A 21,327-nucleotide genomic window follows, 5' to 3' on the forward strand; every position below is an offset into this window, starting at 1 on the left:
GCTTACTGTGAGGCGGCTCACCCGACTGGGTCGGCCTCCCGTGATCTGACAAGCTTGGGCCCTGAGAGCCGCGGGCGCGCTCCGGACAACCGGCGACGCCCGGGCCGCGCCCCCACTGCCGCGCATCTCGAAGACGAAAGTTTCCACTTGTGAGTGATACAACCCATGACGGTGAGATCACGGTGACCATGCGGCCACCGGCCGACAACGGTCTGTCACCGGCGCAGCTCGCCGCCAAGTACGGTCTCTCGGTCAGCGGTGCCCGGCCGGGACTTCCCGAGTACATCCGGCAGCTGTGGGGGAGGCGCCACTTCATCGTCGCCTTCTCCCAGGCCAAGCTGACGGCGCAGTACAGCAAGGCCAAGCTCGGCCAGCTGTGGCAGGTGGTCACCCCCCTGCTCAACGCGCTCGTCTACTACCTGGTCTTCGGCCTCATCCTCGGCACCAAGGAGGGCATCCCGAACGATGTCTTCGTGCCCTTCCTGGTGACGGGTGTCTTCGTCTTCACCTTCACCCAGAGCTCGGTGATGTCCGGGGTCCGGGCGATCTCCGGCAACCTCGGACTGGTCCGGGCGCTGCACTTCCCGCGCGCCTCGCTGCCGATCTCCTTCGCGCTCCAGCAGCTCCAGCAGCTGCTGTTCTCGATGATCGTGCTGCTGGTGATCGTGATGGCCTTCGGGAGCTTCCCCTCCCTCTCCTGGCTGCTGGTCATCCCGGCGCTGGTGCTCCAGTTCTTCTTCAACATGGGCCTCGCGCTGATCATGGCCCGCATGGGCAGCAAGACGCCCGACCTGGCCCAGCTGATGCCCTTCATCATGCGGACCTGGATGTACGCGTCCGGTGTGATGTTCTCCATCCCGATCATGCTGGAGGGCAAGCCGTCCTGGATCGCCGATGTGCTCCAGGCCAACCCCGCCGCCGTCTACATGGATCTGATCCGCTTCGCGCTGATCGACGGGTACGGTGCGAACAACCTGCCCGCCCATGTGTGGCTGCTCGCGGTCGGCTGGGCGCTGCTCTTCGGCGTCCTCGGTTTCGTGTACTTCTGGAAGGCTGAAGAACGGTACGGCCGTGGCTGACAACAACGCTGACAACAGCACTCACGACATGACCGAGAGAGTCCCCACCGTCATCGCCGACGATGTCCACATCGTCTACCGGGTGCACGGCACGGGCGGCGGCAAGGGCAGCGCCACCGCGGCCCTCAGCCGTATCCTGCGGCGGCGGAAGAACGGCGAGCAGCAGCGCGGAGTCCGCACGGTCCACGCCGTACGGGGTGTCTCCTTCACCGCCTACCGCGGTGAGGCGATCGGCCTGATCGGCACCAACGGCTCCGGGAAATCGACCCTGCTGCGGGCCATAGCCGGACTGCTGCCCACCGAGCGCGGCCGGGTCTACACCAATGGGCAGCCCTCGCTGCTGGGTGTGAACGCGGCGCTGATGGGCGATCTGACCGGGGAGCGCAATGTGATCCTCGGCGGACTGGCCATGGGCATGTCCCGGGAGCAGATCCGGGAACGCTACCAGTCCATCGTCGACTTCTCCGGCATCAACGAGAAGGGCGACTTCATCACCCTGCCGATGCGGACCTACTCCTCAGGCATGGGGGCCCGGCTGCGGTTCTCCATCGCGGCGGCCAAGGACCACGACGTCCTGATGATCGACGAGGCGCTCGCCACCGGTGACCGGAAGTTCCAGATCCGCTCCGAGCAGCGCATCCGCGAGCTCCGCAAGGAGGCCGGCACGGTCTTCCTCGTCAGCCACAGCAACAAGTCGATCAGGGACACCTGCGACCGGGTGCTCTGGCTGGAGAAGGGGGAGCTGCTGATGGACGGCCCCACCGAGGAAGTGCTGAAGGCGTACGAGAAGGAAACCGGCAAGTAGCCCGGCCCGGGCAACCGCGGCGGCGCCCACGGCGTCGATTCCCGTACACGCCCCGTGCCGGCCGCCGGCCGTCGCCGGTGCGCGCCGGACCACCGGCGGCCCCGGCCCGCCGGGGCACGATCACACCGAAGGGACCGGAGCCATCGACGCCGTCGCGGTCATCCCGGGCACCGGCGCCCCGCCGGGGGCGCGGTCCCGCCCGGCATGCCCGGCACCGGAGTTATCGCTGTACCCGCGTCACCGAAACGGGACCGGCCGTGTGCGGCCGGGCCCGGCCGAGGCCCCCGCTGTGACATCCGGGCGGGGGCTTTGGCGCGTATTGCCGAACCACGGCGGCGGAGCAGCCGCGCCCCTGGCGTCGGCCCCGGATCGCCGAGCGGAGGGCAAGCCCGGGGCCCTGAGAGAAGGTTGGCCGAGAGTGCGTCGTTCCTGCGACGAGTGCGGTGCCCGGACGAATCACCGGGTGTTCCACAACGTAAGCTGTACCGGTGCTGAATCACGGCAAGTGGGGCGATACGCCATCGGCACCCGGTCCGGCGGACGGACCCCGCACGGTCGGGATGACCAGCGGCGTGTCCGAAATAGGATGGATTGGATCGGCAGTGTAGAACGGGAGATGTGACGGCAATGATCGAAAATCTCCAGCCCCGCGAGGCTTTCGCCGTCCCCGCATCCGGCGGTCCGCGATGACCGCGATCCGGCAGCCGAGCACGGCCGGCACCATCGAGCACGCGACCCTCTCCAAGGCCGCCGGCGAGAACTTCCCCGTGGCCCCCTTCTTCCTGCCGCGCGCCTGGCGGGACGACCTCATGGCGCTCTACGGCTACGCCCGGCTCGTCGACGACATCGGCGACGGCGACCTCGCCCCGGGCGGGGCCGACGCCCGGCTCCTCGGTGCCGATCCCGGCCGCCCCGACGACCGGCTCGCCCTCCTGGACGCCTTCGAGGCCGACCTCCGCCGCGTGTTCGCTCCCGCCGCCGCTCCCGGTGACACGGACGCCCCCGGGGACGACGGCGGGCCGCGGCACCCCCTGCTGCGCGCCCTGCGGCCCGTGGTGCGCCGGCACTCCCTGCCGCCCGAGCCCTTCCTCGGCCTGATCCGGGCCAACCGCCAGGACCAGCTCGTCCGGCGGTACGAGACCTACGGCGAACTCCTCGCGTACTGCGAGCTCTCCGCCAACCCCGTGGGCGATCTGGTCCTCCGCGTCACCGGAACCATGACCCCCGAGCGGCTGCGCCGATCCGACGCCGTCTGCACCGCGCTCCAGATCGCCGAACACCTCCAGGACGTGGCCGAGGATCTCGCCCGCGACCGGATCTATCTCCCCGCCGAGGACATGCGCCGCTTCCACGTCACCGAGGCCGATCTCGCGGCCCCCACCGCGAACGCGTCGGTCCGCGCCCTGATCGCCTGGCAGACCGACCGCGCCCGCCGGCTGCTGGACGAGGGCACCCCCCTGGTGGCCGGCGTCCACGGCAGGCTCCGGCTGCTGCTCGCCGGCTTCACCGGCGGCGGCCGGGCCGCGCTGGGCGCGATCACCGCCGCCGGATTCGACGTACTGCCCGGACCGCCCAAGCCCACCGCGGCGCGACTGCTGCGCGAAGTGGGATCCGTCCTGCGAAGCGCGCGAGGAGAGGGGTGACCCGGACCATGGAGGATCACATCCCCGTGTCGGCGCCGGTACAGGCCGCCCACGGCTACTGCGAGACCGTCACCGGACAGCAGGCGCGCAACTTCGCGTACGGCATCCGGCTCCTCCCGGCCGAGAAGCGGCAGGCCATGTCGGCCCTGTACGCCTTCTCCCGCCGGGTGGACGACATCGGCGACGGCGACCTGCCGCCCGAGGCCAAGCGGGAGCGGCTGGAGGCCACCCGCGAACTGCTCGACCGCATCCGCCGGGACGCCGTCGCCGAGGACGACACCGACCCGGTCGCGGTCGCCCTCGCGGACACCGCCCGGCGGTTCCCGATCCCGCTCGGCGGGCTCGACGAGCTGATCGACGGCGTCCTGATGGACGTGCGCGGCGAGACCTACGAGACCTGGGACGACCTCAAGGTCTACTGCCGGTGCGTCGCCGGCGCCATCGGCCGGCTCTCGCTCGGTGTCTTCGGCACCCAGGAGGGCGTACCCGGCACCGAGCGCGCCGCCGAGTACGCCGACACCCTCGGACTCGCCCTCCAACTCACCAACATCCTGCGCGACGTGCGCGAGGACGCCGCCAACGGCCGCACCTATCTGCCCGCGGACGACCTCGCCAAGTTCGGCTGCTCCGCGGGCTTTCACACGGTGACCCCGCCGCCCGGCGCCGACTTCGCCGGACTCGTCCACTTCCAAGTACGCCGCGCCCGCGCCCTCTTCGCCGAGGGATACCGGCTGCTGCCGATGCTCGACCGCCGCAGCGGCGCCTGTGTCGCCGCGATGGCCGGAATCTATCGGCGCCTGCTGGACCGCATCGAGCGGGACCCGGAGGCGGTGCTGCGCGGACGGGTCTCCCTCCCCGGCCGGGAGAAGGCGTATGTCGCGGTCCGCGGCCTCTCCGGCCTGGACACCCGCGGCGTCACCCGCCGCCGGCTCGGGGGGCGCGCCTGATGACGCTCCCCGGGGAGACCTTCCGGAGCCCGGCGCGCCGGACCGGCGGCGCCCGCACACCACTCACCACAGCCATCCGAGGGGAGGCGGCATGACGGCGACCGGCACACCGGAGCCCCGGCGCGCGGTGGTGATCGGCGGCGGCCTCGCCGGAGTGACCGCCGCGCTCCGCCTCGCCGACGCCGGAATCGGCGTCACCCTGCTGGAGAGCCGGCCCCGCCTCGGCGGCCTCGCCTTCTCCTTCCGGCGCGGCGGGCTCACGGTCGACAACGGCCAGCACGTTTATCTGCGCTGCTGCACCGCCTACCGCTGGTTCCTGGAGCGCGTCGGCGGCGAACGGCTCGCCCCGGTCCAGGACCGGCTCGACGTGCCCGTGGTCGACCTGGACCGGCCCGAGGGCCGCCGGCTCGGACGCATCCGCCGCAACGCCCTGCCCGTACCGCTGCACCTCGCCGCCGGACTGGCCGCGTATCCGCATCTCTCGCTCGCCGAACGCGCGAGCGTCGGGCGCGCGGCGCTGGCGCTGGGGCGGCTCGACCCGGCCGACCCGGCGCTCGACGGCATCGACTTCGCGACCTGGCTGCGCCGCCACGGCCAGTCGCGGCGCACCATCGAGGCCCTGTGGGACCTCGTCGGGGTGGCCACCCTGAACGCCACCGCGCCCAACGCCTCACTCCAGCTCGCCGCGATGGTCTTCAAGACCGGACTGCTCTCCGAGCCGGGCGCCGCCGACATCGGCTGGGCCCGCGTGCCGCTCGGCGAGATCCACGACACCCTGGCCCGCAAGGCGCTCACCGCCGCCGGGGTGCGCACCGAGACCGCCGCCCGGGTCCGCACCGTCACCGGCACGGGACCCGGACGCTGGCAGGTGGTGACCGACGGGGAGCGGCTCGACGCCGACATCGTCGTACTCGCCGTCGCCCAGCGCGACGCCCACGCCCTGCTGCCCCAGGGGGCTCTCGACAACCCCGGCCGGCTGCTCGACATCGGCACCGCACCGATTCTCAATGTGCATGTGCTGTACGACCGCCCCGTGCTGCGCCGCCCCTTCTTCGCCGCGCTCGGCTCCCCCGTCCAGTGGGTGTTCGACCGCACGGAGGCGTCCGGGCTGAAGGACGGCCAGTATCTGGCGCTGTCGCAGTCCGCCGCCGAGGCGGAGATCGACGCGCCCGTCGCCGAACTGCGCGAGACATATCTGCCCGAGCTGGAGCGGCTGCTGCCCCCGGCCCGGCACGCCCGGGTGACCGATTTCTTCGTCACCAGGGAACGCACGGCGACCTTCGCGCCCGCGCCCGGAGTCGGTGCGCTGCGTCCCGGCGCGAGCACTCGTGCCCCGGGGCTGTATCTCGCGGGCGCGTGGACCGCCACCGGCTGGCCCGCGACGATGGAGGGCGCCGTACGCAGTGGTTTCACCGCCGCGGGCGCCGCGCTGTCCGCTCTCGGCCGCCCCCATGAACATCCGCTCAAGGAGGCAGCGTGAGTCAGATGACCGGAACAAGAGGAGAGACCGTGCCGACTGTGCCTTCGGCGAACCCGGCTGACCACACCCCGACGGGAGTGGACATCGAAGCGCTGCTGGAGCGCGGACGGACCCTGTCGACACCGGTGCTGCGCGCCGCCGTCGACCGGCTGGCGTCCCCGATGAACACCGTGGCCGCCTACCACTTCGGCTGGATCGACGCCCAGGGCAGGCCCGCCGACGGCGACGGCGGCAAGGCCGTCCGCCCGGCGCTCGCGCTGCTCTCGGCCGAGGTCGCGGGGGCCCGCCCGGAGGCGGGTGTCCCCGGTGCCGTCGCCGTGGAGCTGGTGCACAATTTCTCGCTGCTGCACGACGATCTGATGGACGGCGACGAGCAGCGCCGCCACCGCGACACCGTGTGGAAGGTACACGGCCCCGCCCAGGCCATCCTCGTCGGCGACGCGCTCTTCGCGCTCGCCAATGAGATCCTCCTGGAGCTCGGCACGGTGGAGGCCGGCCGGGCCACCCGCAGGCTGACCGCCGCGACCCGGCGGCTCATCGACGGCCAGGCGCAGGACATCTCGTACGAGCACCGCGAGCGGGTCACCGTCGAGGAGTGCCTGGAGATGGAGGGCAACAAGACAGGTGCCCTGCTCGCCTGCGCCGTCTCCATCGGCGCGGTGCTCGGCGGCGCGGACGACCGCACCGCGGACACCCTGGAGGCGTACGGCTACCACCTCGGCCTGGCCTTCCAGGCCATCGACGACCTCCTCGGCATCTGGGGCGACCCGGTCTCCACCGGCAAGCAGACCTGGAGCGATCTGCGCCAGCGCAAGAAGTCCCTGCCGGTCGTCGCCGCGCTCGCCGCGGGCGGGCCGGCCTCGGAGCGGCTGGGCGAGCTGCTCGCGGCGGACGCCAAGAGCACCGAGTTCGACACCTTCTCCGAGGCGGAGTTCGCCGCGCGGGCCGCGCTGATCGAGGAGGCGGGCGGGCGCGAGTGGACCGCGGCCGAGGCGCGGCGCCAGCACGCCGTGGCGATCGCCGCCCTGGACGGCATCGAGATGCCCGCCGCGCTGAGGGAACAGCTCGTGGCACTCGCGGATTTCGTCGTCGTACGCAAGAAATGACCACGGTTCGGGGCATGATGGCCACGATGACCACGGAAGAGGTGACTTCGCTCCAGGGAGGGTCCAGCACGCGGTCTTTCCCGTCCGCCACATCTTCTATATGAATCGCAGTCGACGGCCGGTGACCGGGCAACCGGGAGCCGGCCGACGGATACCCCGGCAGAGCATCACGCACCACTGCACCGTGAGGGGAAGCCATGACAGCGACGACCGACGGAAACGGCGGGTCCCCGGTGGCCCGCCGGGCCGCTGCCGGAGGGGCCGCGGACCCGCGCCCCGGCGCGGGCCGGGCGGCCGTGAACGGCGCCGCCTTGACCGGCCCGGCCGCCAGCACGGCGACCGGTACCGGCACCGGTGCCGTCACCGGCCCGGCGCCCGGCCGTCCGGCGGCCCCGATGACCGAGCCCTCCCCGCCCCCCGGCCCGGTGCCGGGCCATGGCTCCGCGCCGCACACCGGCGCCCCCGCCCGCAGGACCGCCGTGAATCCCATGAGCCTCGCCCCCGCGGCCGGGCCCCTGGCGGCGCTGGACACCGCCGTCGGCTCCGCCCCGGGCACCGAGACGGTCCCGGGCACGGACGCCGCCGGCGCGGACACGGTCCCGCCGGCTCCCCGGACCGCCGTGAGCGACACCGTCCTGATCGCGGGGAGTGCGGGCGTCACCGCCCCGCCGGGCCCCGGCACCGAGCGCGCCCCCGGCCCCGGCACGGACCCCGCCGATGCGAGCGCATACCCCGCCACCGGCACCGATGAGGGCACGGATCCCGCCGCCGGCGACGACGCGGACGGCGTCCGCTCGGCGGCCCGCCGCGCCGCCGGGCTCTCCACCGCCTATCTGCTGAGCAGACAGGACCCGCAGGGCTGGTGGAAGGGCGATCTGGAAACCAATGTGACGATGGACGCCGAGGATCTGCTGCTCCGTCAGTTCCTCGGGATCCAGGACGCCCGCATCACCGCGGCGGCGGCCCGGCACATCCGGGCCGAGCAGCGCGCGGACGGGGCGTGGGCCACCTTCTACGGCGGTCCCGGCGATCTGTCCGCCACCGTCGAGGCGTATGTCGCGCTCCGGCTCGCCGGTGACTCGCCCGACGATCCGCACATGGCCCGGGCCTCCGCCTGGACCCGTCATCACGGCGGGATCGCCGGAAGCCGGGTCTTCACCAGAATCTGGCTGGCCCTCTTCGGCTGGTGGCCCTGGGACGAGCTGCCCGAGGTGCCGCCGGAGGTGATCTTCCTCCCCTCCTGGTTCCCGCTGAACATCTACGACTTCGGCTGCTGGGCGCGGCAGACCATCGTGCCGCTGACCGTGGTCTCCGCACTGCGCCCGGTCCGGGCCGCCCCCTTCCCCCTCGACGAGCTCCGCGGCGATCCCGCCGCCCGCCCGCCGAGGAAACTCGCCCCCGCCCTGAGCTGGGACGGCTTCTTCCAGCGCGCCGACCGGGCGCTGCATCTGTACCGCCGGATCGCGCCCCGGGCGGTGCGCCGCACCGCGCTGCACACCGCCGAGCGGTGGATCATCGAGCGCCAGGAGAACGACGGCTGCTGGGGCGGGATCCAGCCACCCGCGGTGTACTCCCTGATCGCGCTCCACCTCCTCGGCTACGACCTCGGCCACCCGGTGATGCGCGCCGGGCTGGAGTCACTGGACCGGTTCGCCGTCTGGCGGGAGGATCCGGACGGCGAACCGGTCCGGATGGTCGAAGCCTGTCAGTCGCCGGTCTGGGACACCTGTCTCGCCACCGTCGCCCTCGCCGACGCGGGCCTCCCCGCCGACCACCCGGCACTGGTGAGGGCCGCCGACTGGATGCTCGCCGAGGAGATCGTCCGCCCCGGCGACTGGTCCGTGCGCAAGCCCGGCCTCGCCCCCGGCGGCTGGGCGTTCGAATTCCACAACGACAACTACCCCGACATCGACGACACCGCCGAGGTGATCCTCGCCCTCCGGCGGGTGCGCCACCCCGACCCGGCCCGGATCGACGCCGCGGTGGCCCGCGCGGGCCGCTGGACCGTCGGGATGCAGTCCCGCAACGGCGCCTGGGGAGCCTTCGACGCCGACAACACCAGCCCGCTCCCCAACCGGCTGCCCTTCTGCGACTTCGGCGAGGTGGTGGACCCGCCCTCCGCCGATGTCACCGCGCATGTGGTGGAGATGCTCGCCCACGAGGGCGGGGCCGATCACCCCAGCGCGCGCCGGGGCATCGCCTGGCTCCTCGCCGAACAGGAGTCCAACGGCGCCTGGTTCGGCCGCTGGGGCGTGAACCATCTCTACGGCACGGGGGCGGTGGTCCCGGCCCTGACCGCGGCCGGCATCCCCCCGGCGCATCCCGCGATCCGCCGTGCGGTGCGGTGGCTCGAATCCGTCCAGAACGACGACGGCGGCTGGGGCGAGGATCTGCGCTCCTACCGTGAGGAGAGCTGGGTGGGGCACGGCGCCTCCACCGCCTCGCAGACCGCCTGGGCCCTGCTGGCCCTGCTCGCGGCCGGCGAGCGGGAGAGCCCCGCGGTCCGCCGGGGCGTCGGCTGGCTGGCCCGTACCCAGCGGGCGGACGGCTCCTGGGACGAGCCCCACTTCACCGGCACCGGATTCCCCTGGGACTTCTCCATCAACTATCACCTCTACCGCCAGGTCTTCCCCCTGACCGCTCTCGGCCGCTATGTGTACGGGGAGCCCGTCATCGTCAACCGCCGGGAGCGCTGATGGACCACTCCCCGGGCCCGTCCGGCCCCGTCCCCCCGCTCCTGATCGCCTGCGCGCTCGGCATCGAGTCACTGGCCCTGCGCCGGGGCGGCCGGAGCGGCGGCGCGGACGGCGGGCGGGTGACCGTTCTCCGTACCGGCATGGGCCCGCGGAACGCGGAGCGCGCCGTGGGCGCCGCACTGGGCGGGAGCGACCTGCGGAGCGCGGCGGTGATCGCCTCGGGATTCTGCGCCGGGCTGCTCCCCGGGATGAGCCCCGGCGATCTGGTGGTCGCCGGCGAGACCCGGCACGACGACGGCTCCACGGTCTGCACGGAGACGGAGCTGCTGGCCGCCGCTGTCTCCCGGGCGGTGCCCGGCCGCCGGGTCCACACCGGCCCGCTGACCGGGTCGGACCATGTCGTACGCGGCCCCGAGCGATCCCGGCTGCGCACCACCGGAGCCATCGCGGTGGACATGGAGTCGGCGGCCACCCTGCGCACCGCGGTCCGGGCCGGTCCGCGCCCGGTTGCGGCCGTCCGGGTGGTCGTGGACGCTCCGGAGCATGAGCTGGTCCGTATTGGCACGGTACGGGGAGGAATATCAGCCTTCCGTGTGCTCCGTGCCGTCCTTCCCGCATTTCATGAATGGCACCGTTCTTTGCTGCTCCCCAGGAGGTGAGCTAGATGGCCATGCCGCTCCGCCAGACCATCCGGGTCGGGACCTATCTCATTGAACAGAAACTCCGCAAGAGGGATAAATTCCCGCTGATTGTGGAACTGGAACCCCTCTTTGCCTGCAATCTGAAGTGCGAGGGGTGCGGGAAGATCCAGCATCCGGCCGGCGTGCTGAAGCAGCGGATGCCGGTCGCCCAGGCGGTCGGCGCCGTACTGGAGTCCGGCGCCCCCATGGTCTCCATCGCGGGCGGCGAACCGCTCATGCATCCGCAGATCGACGAAATCGTCCGCCAGCTGGTGGCGAAGAAGAAGTACGTCTTCCTCTGCACCAATGCCGTGCTGCTGCGGAAGAAGATCGAGAAGTTCACCCCCTCGCCGTACTTCGCCTTCGCCGTCCACATCGACGGCCTGCGGGAACGGCACGACGAATCGGTCGCCAAGGAAGGTGTCTTCGACGAGGCCGTGGCGGCCATCAAGGACGCCAAGCAGCGCGGGTTCCGGGTCACCACCAACTCGACCTTCTTCAACACGGACACCCCGCAGACGATCATCGAGGTCATGAATTTCCTCAATGACGACCTCCAGGTGGACGAGATGATGATCTCGCCCGCGTACGCGTACGAGAAAGCACCCGACCAGGAGCATTTCCTGGGAGTGGAGCAGACACGCGAGCTCTTCCGGAAGTCTTTCGCCGGCGGCAACCGGCGGCGCTGGCGGCTCAACCACTCGCCGCTCTTCCTCGATTTCCTGGAGGGCAAGGCCGATTTCCCGTGCACCGCGTGGGCCATCCCCAATTACTCGCTCTTCGGCTGGCAGCGGCCCTGCTATCTGATGAGCGACGGCTATGTGCCCACCTACCGTCAGCTCATCGAGGAGACGGACTGGGACAAGTACGGCCGCGGCAAGGATCCGCGCTGCGCCAACTGCATGGCGCACTGCGGCTATGAACCGACCGCCGTGCTCGCCACCATGGGCTCCCTCAAGGAGTCCCTGCGGGCGGCCCGCGAAACCGTCGGCCGCGGCTGACGGGCCGGTCCCGCCGGGGCGGGCTCCGCCGTCCCCGGCCCGGGCCGGGGAGAGTGCCGTGCCGCCCCGGTGAGGCCCCTCGCGGGGATCTCGCCGGGGCCGCGCCGGATCCGCCGGAGGGAGCTCCGCCCGGCGCGGGATCCGCGCCGGGGAGCCGGGCCCGCGCCGGGCACAGCCGGAAAGAGCCGGGGAGCTGGGCCCGTGCCGGACACAGCCGAAGGACCAGTCGAGGGAGAGCCGAGGAATGACCGAGCCCCTGCCGGACGCCTCGTGGACCGGGGAGGCGCCCGCCGCCGGGCCGTCCGGGACACCGGAGCCGCACCCCGGGGCACCGGTGCGCACGGGCCCCGCGCCCGGAATCGTGCCCGGCACCGCCTCCGGGGCCCTCACCGACCCGGTGTCCTCGGGGCCGGGCCCCGCGCCCGCCGGCGGACTCCCGGATTCCGGACCGGACCCGGGGAGCCGGCCCGGCGCCCCGGCGGCTCCGGCCGCGCCCACCCCGTACCCCGGGACACCGGACCCGGACCCGGACCCGTACCCCGGCGCACCGGACCCCGGGAAGCCGGGCACCCCGCCCCCCGCGCCCGGCGGCTTCGATCTCGCGGCCCTGCTCGCCGAACGCGGCGCCGAGCGGTACGAGCTCCACACCCGCCACCTCAACCACCAGCTGCCGCGCATGCTCCACACCATCGGCTTCGACAAGGTCTACGAGCGGGCCGAGGGCGCCCACTTCTGGGACAGCGACGGCCGCGACCATCTCGACATGCTGGCCGGTTTCGGGGTGATGGGCGTCGGCCGCCACCACCCCGTGGTCCGCCGGGCCCTCCATGACGTCATCGACGCCTCACTCGCCGATCTGACCCGCTTCGACTGCCAGCCCCTGCCCGGACTGCTCGCCGAACGGCTGCTCGCCCACACCCCCCATCTGGACCGGGTCTTCTTCGGCAACAGCGGCACCGAGGCGGTCGAGACCGCGCTGAAATTCGCCCGGTACGCCACCGGCAGACCGCGGGTCCTCCACTGCGACCACGCCTTCCACGGACTCACCACCGGCTCCCTCTCCGTCAACGGCGAGGCCGGATTCCGCGACGGCTTCGAGCCCCTGCTCCCCGACACCGCCATCCCGCTCGGCGACCTCGCCGCACTGGAGCGCGAACTCCGGCGCGGCGATGTGGCCGCCCTGATCGTCGAGCCCATCCAGGGCAAGGGAGTCCACGAGCCCCCGCCCGGCTTCCTCCGCGCCGCCCGGGAACTGCTGCACCGCCACCGCGCTCTGCTGATCGCCGACGAGGTGCAGACCGGCCTCGGCCGCACCGGCGACTTCTGGGCGTATCAGCACGAGGACGGTGTGGAGCCGGACCTGGTCTGCGCCGCCAAGGCGCTCTCCGGCGGCTATGTCCCGGTCGGGGCCACCCTCGGCAAGGACTGGATCTTCAAGAAGGTCTTCTCCTCCATGGACCGCGTCCTGGTCCACTCCGCCAGCTTCGGCTCCAATGCCCAGGCGATGGCCGCCGGGCTCGCGGTGCTCTCCGTGATCGAGGACGAGGGGCTGGTCGCCCGGGCCCGCGCCACCGGCGATCTGCTGCGCACCCGGCTGGCCGCGCTCACCGGCCGCTATGAGTTCCTGCACGAGGTGCGCGGGCGCGGACTCATGATCGGCATTGAGTTCGGCCGCCCCGACTCCCTCAAGCTCCGCAGCCGCTGGGCGATGCTCCAGGCGGCCCGCAAGGGGCTCTTCGCGCAGATGGTCGTGGTGCCGCTGCTGTCGAGGCACCGCATTCTCACCCAGGTGTCGGGCGACCATCTCGAAGTGATCAAACTGATTCCGCCGCTGATCATCGGCGAACCCGAGGTGGACCGGTTCGTCACGGCCTTCACCGCGGTGATGGACGACGCCCACGCGGGCGGCGGACTGATGTGGGACTTCGGGAAAACCCTGGTCAGACAGGCCATGGCCAACCGCTGACCCGGCCCGGGGCGCCATTGGCAACGGAATTTTGCCTCTGGGGCAAGAAATTTGCCCCAGAGGCAGATTCCTGGCCCAATGGAACACATGCAGAGTCCTCCCGGGGGCCATCCCCCGGACCTTCGGCCGCTCGGCGGGGAGATCCCCGACGAGCTGCCCGATGTGGCGCCCCGGCTGCGCGAACTGCGCCGCCGCCGCGCCCTCACCCTGGAGGCGGCGGCCCGCCGCGCCGGGCTCTCACCGGCGCATCTGTCCCGGCTGGAGACCGGCAGGCGGCAGCCGTCGCTCCCGATGCTGCTCTCCCTCGCCAGAATCTACGGTACGACGATCGCCGAGGTCCTGGGCGAGGCGTCGCCCACCCCCGACCCCGTCATCCGCGCCTCCGGCCGGGAACCCGCGGCGGCCGACGGCTGGACCTACCAGCAGGCCGGCGCCCCCGGCCGGGCCATGCAGGCCCTGCGGCTGTCGGTCCCGTACGGCGCCCAGGGAGATCTGGTCCGGGTGCACCCCGGCGAGGAGTGGATGTACGTCCTCGACGGCCGGCTGCGGCTCACCCTGGGGGAGTCCGTGCACGAACTCGGCCCCGGCGACAGCGCCCATTTCGACTCCCTCACCCCGCACCGGATGGCCGCCGCCGGGCGGGACGGCGCCGAGCTCCTCTTCGTCCACACCCTGCTCCAGAGCCCCGACCTCCATCCGCACGCCTGAACCGGACCCCGGAACGACCGGAATGAAGCGAGGACCGTCATGACCGAGAACACCGCCGCCGCCCCCGTCCCCGAGAACATCCCCGGCGCGGCCGGGCAGCAGCCCGACACCCACGAGTCGAAGTTCCCCCGCGGCGCGATCATCCGGCTCTTCGCCTATCTGATCGCGGGCCATGTCTTCGCGGGATTCCTCTATCTGCTCTTCGAGGTCGGCGCCAAGTGATCCCGGCCGCCCCGGCCCGCCGCGCGCCGGGGATCAGGCGGAGGCGTCCAGCAGCCGCTCCCGCAGCCGCTCGCGCGTCTCGGGGCTGATCCCGAGCCCCTGCGCCAGATAGCGCTCGGTGGTTCCCCAGGTCTGCCCGATCATGTCGAACGCCGCCCGCAGATACTCCGCCCGCGCGTCGAAGAGCGGGCCGAGCAGCTCCATGACCTCCGGCGACATCCCCGTACGGCTGCTGTCCGTGCGGCGCACCAGATAGCGGCGGTGCGGGTCGTTCGACTTCAGATAGTCCGCCTCGATGGCGTCCCGCTCCACCCCGACGGCGAGCAGGGACACGGCTATGGAGAGCCCCGCGCGGTCCTTGCCCGCCGCGCAGTGCATCAGCGCCGGGACGCTGTCCTCGGCGAGCGCGTGCAGGACCCGGCTGTGCTCGGCGGTCCGCTCGGCGATGATCGACCGGTACGACTCGGTCATCCGCGCCGCGCCCTGGCCATCCGCCAGGACCGCCCGCAGCTGCGCCAGATTCCCCGCCCGGACCAGCTCCCAGAACTCCGCGCCGTCGGCCGGGTCGCTCAGCGGTATGTTCACATTGCGCACGCCGGGCAGCTCGACATCGGGCCCCTCCAGCACCAGATCGGCGGAGTTGCGGAAGTCGAAGATGGTGTGGAGACCCAGCGTGCCCAGGAACGACGCGTCACTCTCCGTCGCATGGGCCAGATGACCGCTGCGGAAGAGCCGTCCGTACCGCACCTGCCGGCCGTCCACCGCCGGCAGCCCGCCCACATCGCGGAAGTTGCGGACCCCGGCCAGCTCGGGCTCGGTCGACGGAACCTGCGGCAGCTGCTGCGTCACGGAGTCTCCTGAGGGTCGCTGCCGTCGGCGCTCCTCGCCGACATGGCGTTTTCTCGACGATACGACATTGATTCCTCGGGCAATCATTTTCTTTTCGCGTGAGGAAGCGTTGCCGTGGTGTCACGGGAGCATTGCGGCGATATGGCACACCCGGGGCGCATGCGACGGCACTCGCGGCACACTCCCCGCCGTTCACGCGCGCGCCGCGCTGCCGTGCGCGTGGGTGCGGGATCAGGAGTCCGTACTTCCTCGGCGCTCTGCCCGCACTCCTCCGGATCGTGCCGGGCCGGGCCGCCCGTCACTGGATCCGGCACCACCTGAATGAGGCATTTGTGATTTATGGGCGCTTTGGTGGATTGCGCATAACGCGCCCCATCTGCAAGGGGTTTGGGGCGGTGCTCGTGAGCAGGATCATAGTGGTGACGGTGTGTGGCGGCGACGGGGTGTCGCGGGGCGGGGCAATCGCGATGCCGGTCGGGGAGTTGGCGCCGCGGTCTCGACGGAGAGTGACCGCGGATGCCCCACGGTGATCATGGGGAAGGCGGAAGTGGAAGCGGAGCGGCTTGTTCCGGTCCTCTCCGCTCGTCTACGGTCACGGAAATTCCGGGCGGACCGCCTCATCCTGCCGCCGCCCCGGATTCCCAACCGACATCCACGCGTGGCAGGAGCGGGGGACCCAGGTAGTACGTCGGCCGGGCAACCGGACGGCTCGGGGTGAAGTCGTGCAGCCGCACGGCCGGGCATCTCCAGCCCGAACCCGACAGCTCACCTCGCAGGCGCCGGAGAGGAAAACCCCATGCCCGCAAAGGGTAAGCACCGCCGTCCCAAGGCCGGCACCATCACCCGCGGCCTCGTCGTCGCGAGCACCGGCGGCGCCGCCATCGCGCTTCCGCTTCTCGGCGCGACCGGCGCACAGGCCGCCGAGCCGGCCGCCGCCCCGGCCGCTGTCACCGCCCCCGCCGCGGCCGTCGCGGAGCAGCGCTCCCCGGCCGCCGCCCCGGCGGGGAAGTCCGAGGCGGGCACCTACCGGGTCGTCGCCGGCGACCATCTCTCGGGCATAGCCGAGGACCACGGCGTCACCGGTGGCTGGAAGCAGCTCTACCAGGACAACCGTGCCGCCGTCGGCGGGAACCCCTCCCTGATCCACCCCGGCCTCGAGCTGAGCATCGGCTCCGCCGCCGCGGCCGGCACCCCGGACGCGGAGCGCTCCTCGCGCGACGGCTCGCGGGACGCCTCTCGCAACGCCGGTGCCAACGAGAAGCCCGCCGCCCCGGCCGCCCCCGCCGCCGCCCGGGAGACCTCCGCCCCGGCCGCCGACCCCGTCACGGAGGCTCCCGCTCCGGAGCCCGCCGCCGAGGCCCCGGCCGAGCCGGAGCCCGCCGCCCCCGCCTCCGGTTACACCGCCCCGATCGCCGGTGCCGGCGTCACCACCTCCTACCGCGTCTCCGGCGCCATGTGGTCCAGCGGCTACCACACCGGCATCGACTTCGCCGTGCCCACCGGCACCAGCGTGAAGTCCGTCGGCCCCGGCACCGTGGTCTCGGCCGGCTGGTCCGGCGCGTACGGCAACGAGGTCGTCATCCAGCACACCGACGGCAAGTACTCGCAGTACGCCCACCTCTCCTCCCTCGCCGTCTCGGCCGGCCAGAGCGTGAGCGGCGGCCAGGAGATCGGTCTCGCCGGCTCCACCGGCAACTCCAGCGGTCCGCACCTGCACTTCGAGATCCGCACCGGCTCCGGCTACGGCACGGACATCGACCCGCTGGCCTACCTCCGCGGGCACGGCGTCTCCCTCTGACGCCACGGGCGTCCACCGCGCCTTCCGCCGATCCCCCCGTACCCCCGCCGGTACGGGGGGATCGGTCTTCACCCACGAGTATTCCCGGGTGGGCCGAAAATCACCGGTGGGATAGATCACCCGCCGTCAACCCCTCCTTACGGTCGCGTAGGTCACATCTGTAAGGACAAGATGAGTTCTTGTGGCAGACGATTCGAGAACAGAGACAGAGGGCGGAATCGGGTCGTACGCGGCTATCGGTGACAGCTTCACCGAGGGCGTGGGAGACCCGGGACCCGGTGGAACCCATGTCGGCTGGGCGGACCGTTTCGCGGTTCTGCTGGCCGACCGCCGGCCGGAACACACGTTCCGGTACGCCAATCTCGCGGTGCGCGGACGGCTCCTCGACCAGATCGTCGCGGAGCAGGTTCCGCGCGCGAGGGAACTCGCCCCGGATCTGGTGTCGTTCTGCGCCGGCGGCAATGACATCATCCGGCCGGGCAGCGACCCCGACGATGTGGCCGAGCGCTTCGAGCGCGCGGTGGCGGACCTCACCAATGCCGTCGGCACGGTGATGGTGACCACCGGCTTCGACACCCGGGGCGTGCCGGTGCTGCGCCATCTGCGCGGCAAGATCGCGATGTACACGGCACATGTGCGGTCCATCGCGGACCGCTACGACTGCCCCGTACTGGACCTGTGGTCGCTCAAGTCGGTGCAGGACCGCCGCGCCTGGGACGGCGACCGGCTCCATCTCTCGGCCGAGGGTCACACCCGGGTCGCGCTGCGCGCGGCACAGGTGCTGGGGCTGGAGGTGCCGGCCGACCCCGACCAGCCGTGGCCGCCGCTTCCGCCGCGCGGCACGCTGGAGGGCCGGCGCGACGACATCCACTGGGCGCGGGAACATCTGGTCCCCTGGATCGGCCGGCGGCTGCGCGGTGAGAGCTCCGGCGACCACATCGCGGCCAAGCGCCCGGACCTGCTGCCTCTCTGAGCCCGGACCGCCACCGGCGGCACGGCGGAGCGGCCGACGGCCGGCCCTCGGGGCCCGGCCGGGTGCGGGGCCTCGCGCCGGCCGGCCTCGTGTCTGCCGGCCTCGCGCCGGGCCGGGCGCCCGGCTCCGGCCCGCCGGCGGAGTCACACCGGCGGTGTCATCCGCCCGGGCCGGCCGCCTCCGCCGCCCGGCGGGAGCAGGGTGAGCTCCACCGGCCCAACCGGCCGCCCCCCTGCCGGTATGCGCTCCAGCACCCCGCCCGCGAAGACGTCGTACAGCGGCAGCGACTCCAGATGGACATAGCCGATATGGCAGTCGCAGACCGCGAGCGGACAGGCCCGGGGCCGCAGTGCCCGCCGATAGGAGCCGTCGTACAGATTCCCCAGCTCCTCCCGGACGAAGTGGCAGCGGCGGACCGTGCCGTCCCCGTCCACCGAGAGCACCGACTGCCCGGTCCGGCAGGGCAGCCCGGCCGACCGGTGCGGATCACGGCTGTACGGGAAGAGCGGATCCAGCGCCGTCCACTCGGCGGCCTCGGCGTCCGTGTAGCCCGTCCCCTCCGCGGCGTTCACCCAGAGATAGACCTCCTCGGGGAGATCGGCGCGGAGCCTGCGGGCCGGTTCCAGATGGCCGGGCAGTCCGACCACGCCGACACTGAAGCGGATGCCCCGGGCCGCCAGCTCGCGGCAGCTGCCGAGGAAGCGCTCGTACGGCGTCTCGCCCGGGTGGTAGGTGCACCAGAGCGCCAGAGTCTCCGGATCGGCCTCCGCCAGCCACTCCGTACGGCAGCTGAGATTGGTCTGGATCGCCACCCGGCGCACCTGCGGCAGCCGGGACAGCTCCACCATCGCCCGGCGATACCAGGAGCGGACCAGCCCCTCGCCCCAGGGGGTGAAGAGCACGGAGAGCCGGTCGCCCGGCCGCTCGGCCACCCAGCCGGTGAAGCGCTCCAGCGCGGCCCGGTCGGCACGGAGCACCGCCGGAGGATCCCGCCGCTTGGCGAAGGGACAGTAGGGGCAGTCGTGGTCACAGGAGGCCAGCGGACCCCGGTAGAGCAGCGTCAGCTCCAGCGGGCCTTCCGGTGCGCCCTCGCCGGGCCCGGCCGCCGGGCCGCTCACTTCGACTCGTATTCGGCCATTTTCGCCCGGACGCGGGCGGAGAAGAGCTCGGGGCCCAGTGCGTCCGAGTGGGCCAGACCCTCCTCGCTCAGCCTCAGCAGCCCCGGCCCCGCCGCCGGGTCGAGCCAGCCCCGGGCGGCGAACAGCTCCAGCTCGGCACCGAAATCCTCCCCGGGATCGCCGCCGAACCGGGCGCGGTACGCGGCGGTCTCCATCCCCCCTGCCTGGAGCAGCGACTGGAGCAGATGGCGGCGGCGCCGCTCATCCTCGTCCATCGCATGGCCCACCTCGGCGCGGCTGAAATCCCGGGTGGCGATGTACTCGTCGATGATGCCCCGGACCGCGGTCGTCTCCACGGCGTAGTCGAAGGAGTAGTGCAGATCGGCGGTGTAGGAGCGGGCACCGCAGCCGAGACCGATCATTCCGTCGGTCTGGCAGGCGTAGTCGTCCGGCCCCCGGGGAGGGGCGCCGGCCCGCCGGAACATCCGCATGGAGACCTGCTCGTACCCCTGGGCGCGGAGATGGTCCCTGCCCTCCCGGTAGAGCCGCAGCCGCTGGGCGTCCCACTCCCGCTCCCCGACCGGCTCGCGCCGGCCGAGACCGGTCCCGGGCCGGACATACAGCGGATAGAGATAGAGCTCCTCCGGCTCCCAGGCCAGCGCGGCATCCAGGGAGTGACGCCAGGTCACGGAGGTCTGGCCGGCTATGCCGTAGATCAGATCGATATTGAGGACGGGAATCCGCGCGGCCCGGATCCGGGCGAGCGCCGCCTCCACATCGGCCCGGCGCTGCGGGCGCGCGGCGGCCCGTGCCTCCGCGTCCAGGAAGCTCTGCACCCCGATGCTGATCCGGGTGGCCCCCCGGCCGGCCAGCACGGCGAGCCGGTCCTCGGTGGCGGTGGCCGGCGAGGTCTCCACCGAGAGCGGGACCGCGGTGAGATCCACCCCCATCCGCTTCTCCGCGATGTCACCGAGCCGTTCCAGCTCCCCGGGGCTGAGGAAGGTCGGAGTGCCCCCGCCGAACGCCGCCGTGGTGAAGCGCACCGGTGCGCTGTCCCCGAGCGCCTCGCGCACCTGGGCGGCCTGCCGGTCGAGCGCGTCGAGATAGCGGGTGGCCAGCTCGTCCGGGGCGCCGATCCGGGTGAAGAGATTGCAGAAGCCGCAGCGGATGTCGCAGAAGGGAATGTGGACATAGAGCGAGAGCGCGTCCTTGCGGCCCTCCGCGGCCCAGAGCCCGCTCAGCGCGGGCCGGTCGGGCAGCGCGCGGTAGGCCGTCTTGTGCGGATAGGCGTAGACATAGCTCTGATACGGGCGGATCCGCTGGTCTGTTGTCGTGCTCATCTGTCCGTCTCATGGCGCTCGGGGTGCGGAAGGGCATCGGGACCGCCCGGGGCCCCCGCCGGGTCCGGTGCGGTCTCCGGGGTGCGGGGCTCGCCGGGATCGAGGAAGAACTGCGCGTACGGCACGGTCCACACGGCCGGGTGGCCGATGCGGTGACCGGTGTAACCGTCGTCCCCGTACGCCGTGCCGTGGTCCGAGCAGACGATCGCGAAGCACCGCCGCCGGCTGCGCATCGCGGTGAAGAGCCGCTCGATGTGCCGGTCGACGTACTCCAGCGCGGCGGCGTGAGTCTCCCGGGTGTCCCCGGCATCGCCGGTCGCACCGGGCAGATGGAACCAATTGGGCTGGTGCAGCGACGCCACATTGACGAAGAGGAAGAGCCGCCGCTCCCGCGGCAGCGCGGCGATCACCCGCTCGGCCCGGTCCACCTGTGCCTCGAAGGAGACGGGGGAGGTGACACCGAACTCCGGCTCCCAGTGGCTCTCCTGGAACATCCCCGGCAGCACGGAGCCGAGCGGCCCCCGTTTGTTGAAGAATCCGACCCCGCCGATGCAGACCGTGCGGTATCCGGCCGCGGCCAGCCCCGACACCAGGTCGGGGGTGTCGAAGACATGGGTACCGCCCGCGGTCGTCTCACTCCCGGCGAACCGGGCGGCGAAGAGCCGGGGATGCGGCCCCGGGGTGACCGGTGTCGGCAGGAAGCCGGCGAACATCGCCTGGTGCGAGGCGTAGGTGAAGCTTCCCGGCGCATGCCGCTCCTCCCAGCCGCCCCCGGGCAGCCGGCCGGCCAGCCGGGGAATCCGGCCCGCCGCCGCCAGCTCGGCGGCGACGTCGTGGCGGAGGGTGTCCAGGGTGACCAGCAGCAGATCGTCCCGGCCCACCACCTCGTTCATGTCCGGTGCGCCGGCCCCCGCCG

At 72.4% G+C, this 21,327-nt stretch carries 18 protein-coding genes and 1 riboswitch; of the genes, 14 read left to right on the forward strand and 4 right to left on the reverse strand.

The genetic code is table 11. The features are described 5' to 3' along the window. Positions 1 to 149 precede the first annotated feature (149 nt). From AAFN69_RS12560 to AAFN69_RS12615, 12 genes are all read left to right on the forward strand, one after another. Positions 150 to 1,079, forward strand: coding sequence for an ABC transporter permease (locus AAFN69_RS12560; protein WP_347728483.1), 930 nt, complete (start codon positions 150 to 152; stop codon positions 1,077 to 1,079). A gap of 28 nt (positions 1,080 to 1,107) precedes the next feature. Further along, complete coding sequence (locus tag AAFN69_RS12565) at positions 1,108 to 1,884, forward strand: ABC transporter ATP-binding protein (protein ID WP_347728484.1); 777 nt, start codon at positions 1,108 to 1,110, stop codon at positions 1,882 to 1,884. Between the two features lie 686 nt (positions 1,885 to 2,570). Further along, a complete protein-coding gene (hpnC, locus tag AAFN69_RS12570) occupies positions 2,571 to 3,527 on the forward strand; it encodes a squalene synthase HpnC (protein WP_347728485.1) in 957 nt (318 codons plus the stop codon). An 8-nt stretch (positions 3,528 to 3,535) separates the two neighbouring features. Then, positions 3,536 to 4,474 (forward strand): presqualene diphosphate synthase HpnD, encoded by a 939-nt coding sequence (gene hpnD / locus AAFN69_RS12575; protein WP_347728541.1) that lies wholly within the window; start codon positions 3,536 to 3,538, stop codon positions 4,472 to 4,474. Between the two features lie 91 nt (positions 4,475 to 4,565). After that, on the forward strand, positions 4,566 to 5,954 hold the full coding sequence (gene hpnE, locus AAFN69_RS12580; protein ID WP_347728486.1) for a hydroxysqualene dehydroxylase HpnE: 1,389 nt from the start codon (positions 4,566 to 4,568) through the stop codon (positions 5,952 to 5,954). A gap of 5 nt (positions 5,955 to 5,959) precedes the next feature. Then, a complete protein-coding gene (locus tag AAFN69_RS12585) occupies positions 5,960 to 7,060 on the forward strand; it encodes a polyprenyl synthetase family protein (protein ID WP_347728542.1) in 1,101 nt (366 codons plus the stop codon). Between the two features lie 197 nt (positions 7,061 to 7,257). Continuing rightward, positions 7,258 to 9,756 carry a squalene--hopene cyclase gene (gene shc / locus AAFN69_RS12590; RefSeq protein WP_347728487.1) on the forward strand — a complete coding sequence of 833 codons (2,499 nt, stop codon included), beginning with the start codon at positions 7,258 to 7,260 and terminating at the stop codon, positions 9,754 to 9,756. Further along, on the forward strand, positions 9,756 to 10,415 hold the full coding sequence (locus AAFN69_RS12595; RefSeq protein ID WP_347728488.1) for a 1-hydroxy-2-methyl-2-butenyl 4-diphosphate reductase: 660 nt from the start codon (positions 9,756 to 9,758) through the stop codon (positions 10,413 to 10,415). Before shc ends, AAFN69_RS12595 begins: the two co-directional genes overlap by 1 nt. Before the next feature lie 5 nt (positions 10,416 to 10,420). Then, complete coding sequence (hpnH, locus tag AAFN69_RS12600; protein WP_347728490.1) at positions 10,421 to 11,437, forward strand: adenosyl-hopene transferase HpnH; 1,017 nt, start codon at positions 10,421 to 10,423, stop codon at positions 11,435 to 11,437. Positions 11,438 to 11,681: 244 nt separating this feature from the next. Next, the gene (locus AAFN69_RS12605) at positions 11,682 to 13,403 is read left to right on the forward strand and encodes an aminotransferase class III-fold pyridoxal phosphate-dependent enzyme (RefSeq protein ID WP_347728491.1); all 1,722 of its coding nucleotides are present in this window, start codon (positions 11,682 to 11,684) and stop codon (positions 13,401 to 13,403) included. 87 nt (positions 13,404 to 13,490) lie between these two features. Beyond that, the gene (locus AAFN69_RS12610; RefSeq protein ID WP_347728492.1) at positions 13,491 to 14,111 is read left to right on the forward strand and encodes an XRE family transcriptional regulator; all 621 of its coding nucleotides are present in this window, start codon (positions 13,491 to 13,493) and stop codon (positions 14,109 to 14,111) included. Between the two features lie 39 nt (positions 14,112 to 14,150). After that, entirely contained in the window at positions 14,151 to 14,333 is a 183-nt protein-coding gene (locus tag AAFN69_RS12615; protein WP_347728493.1) for a DUF6126 family protein, read from the forward strand. Between the two features lie 33 nt (positions 14,334 to 14,366). On the opposite strand, the gene AAFN69_RS12620 is transcribed toward AAFN69_RS12615, so the two are convergent. Next, positions 14,367 to 15,182 carry a tyrosine-protein phosphatase gene (locus tag AAFN69_RS12620; RefSeq protein ID WP_347728494.1) on the reverse strand — a complete coding sequence of 272 codons (816 nt, stop codon included), beginning with the start codon at positions 15,180 to 15,182 and terminating at the stop codon, positions 14,367 to 14,369. 636 nt (positions 15,183 to 15,818) lie between these two features. Beyond that, a riboswitch (cyclic di-AMP (ydaO/yuaA leader) is annotated at positions 15,819 to 15,974 on the forward strand. Between the two features lie 4 nt (positions 15,975 to 15,978). Between AAFN69_RS12620 and AAFN69_RS12625 the strand changes: the two genes are divergently transcribed. Continuing rightward, positions 15,979 to 16,980, forward strand: coding sequence for a LysM peptidoglycan-binding domain-containing M23 family metallopeptidase (locus AAFN69_RS12625; protein WP_347728495.1), 1,002 nt, complete (start codon positions 15,979 to 15,981; stop codon positions 16,978 to 16,980). A gap of 181 nt (positions 16,981 to 17,161) precedes the next feature. Then, a complete protein-coding gene (locus tag AAFN69_RS12630; protein ID WP_347728497.1) occupies positions 17,162 to 17,953 on the forward strand; it encodes an SGNH/GDSL hydrolase family protein in 792 nt (263 codons plus the stop codon). Between the two features lie 143 nt (positions 17,954 to 18,096). Here the strand turns inward: AAFN69_RS12630 and AAFN69_RS12635 are convergent, their stop codons facing one another. From AAFN69_RS12635 to AAFN69_RS12645, 3 genes are read right to left on the reverse strand one after another with little or no spacing between them, the layout of a single operon-like run. Next, a complete protein-coding gene (locus tag AAFN69_RS12635) occupies positions 18,097 to 19,023 on the reverse strand; it encodes an STM4011 family radical SAM protein (protein WP_347728543.1) in 927 nt (308 codons plus the stop codon). Between the two features lie 44 nt (positions 19,024 to 19,067). Further along, on the reverse strand, positions 19,068 to 20,411 hold the full coding sequence (locus tag AAFN69_RS12640; protein ID WP_347728498.1) for an STM4012 family radical SAM protein: 1,344 nt from the start codon (positions 20,409 to 20,411) through the stop codon (positions 19,068 to 19,070). Further along, entirely contained in the window at positions 20,408 to 21,304 is an 897-nt protein-coding gene (locus AAFN69_RS12645; RefSeq protein ID WP_347728544.1) for an STM4013/SEN3800 family hydrolase, read from the reverse strand. Before AAFN69_RS12645 ends, AAFN69_RS12640 begins: the two co-directional genes overlap by 4 nt. Positions 21,305 to 21,327 lie beyond the last annotated feature (23 nt).

The organism is Streptomyces sp. CAU 1734 (assembly GCF_039888735.1).
GTDB lineage: Bacteria > Actinomycetota > Actinomycetes > Streptomycetales > Streptomycetaceae > Streptomyces.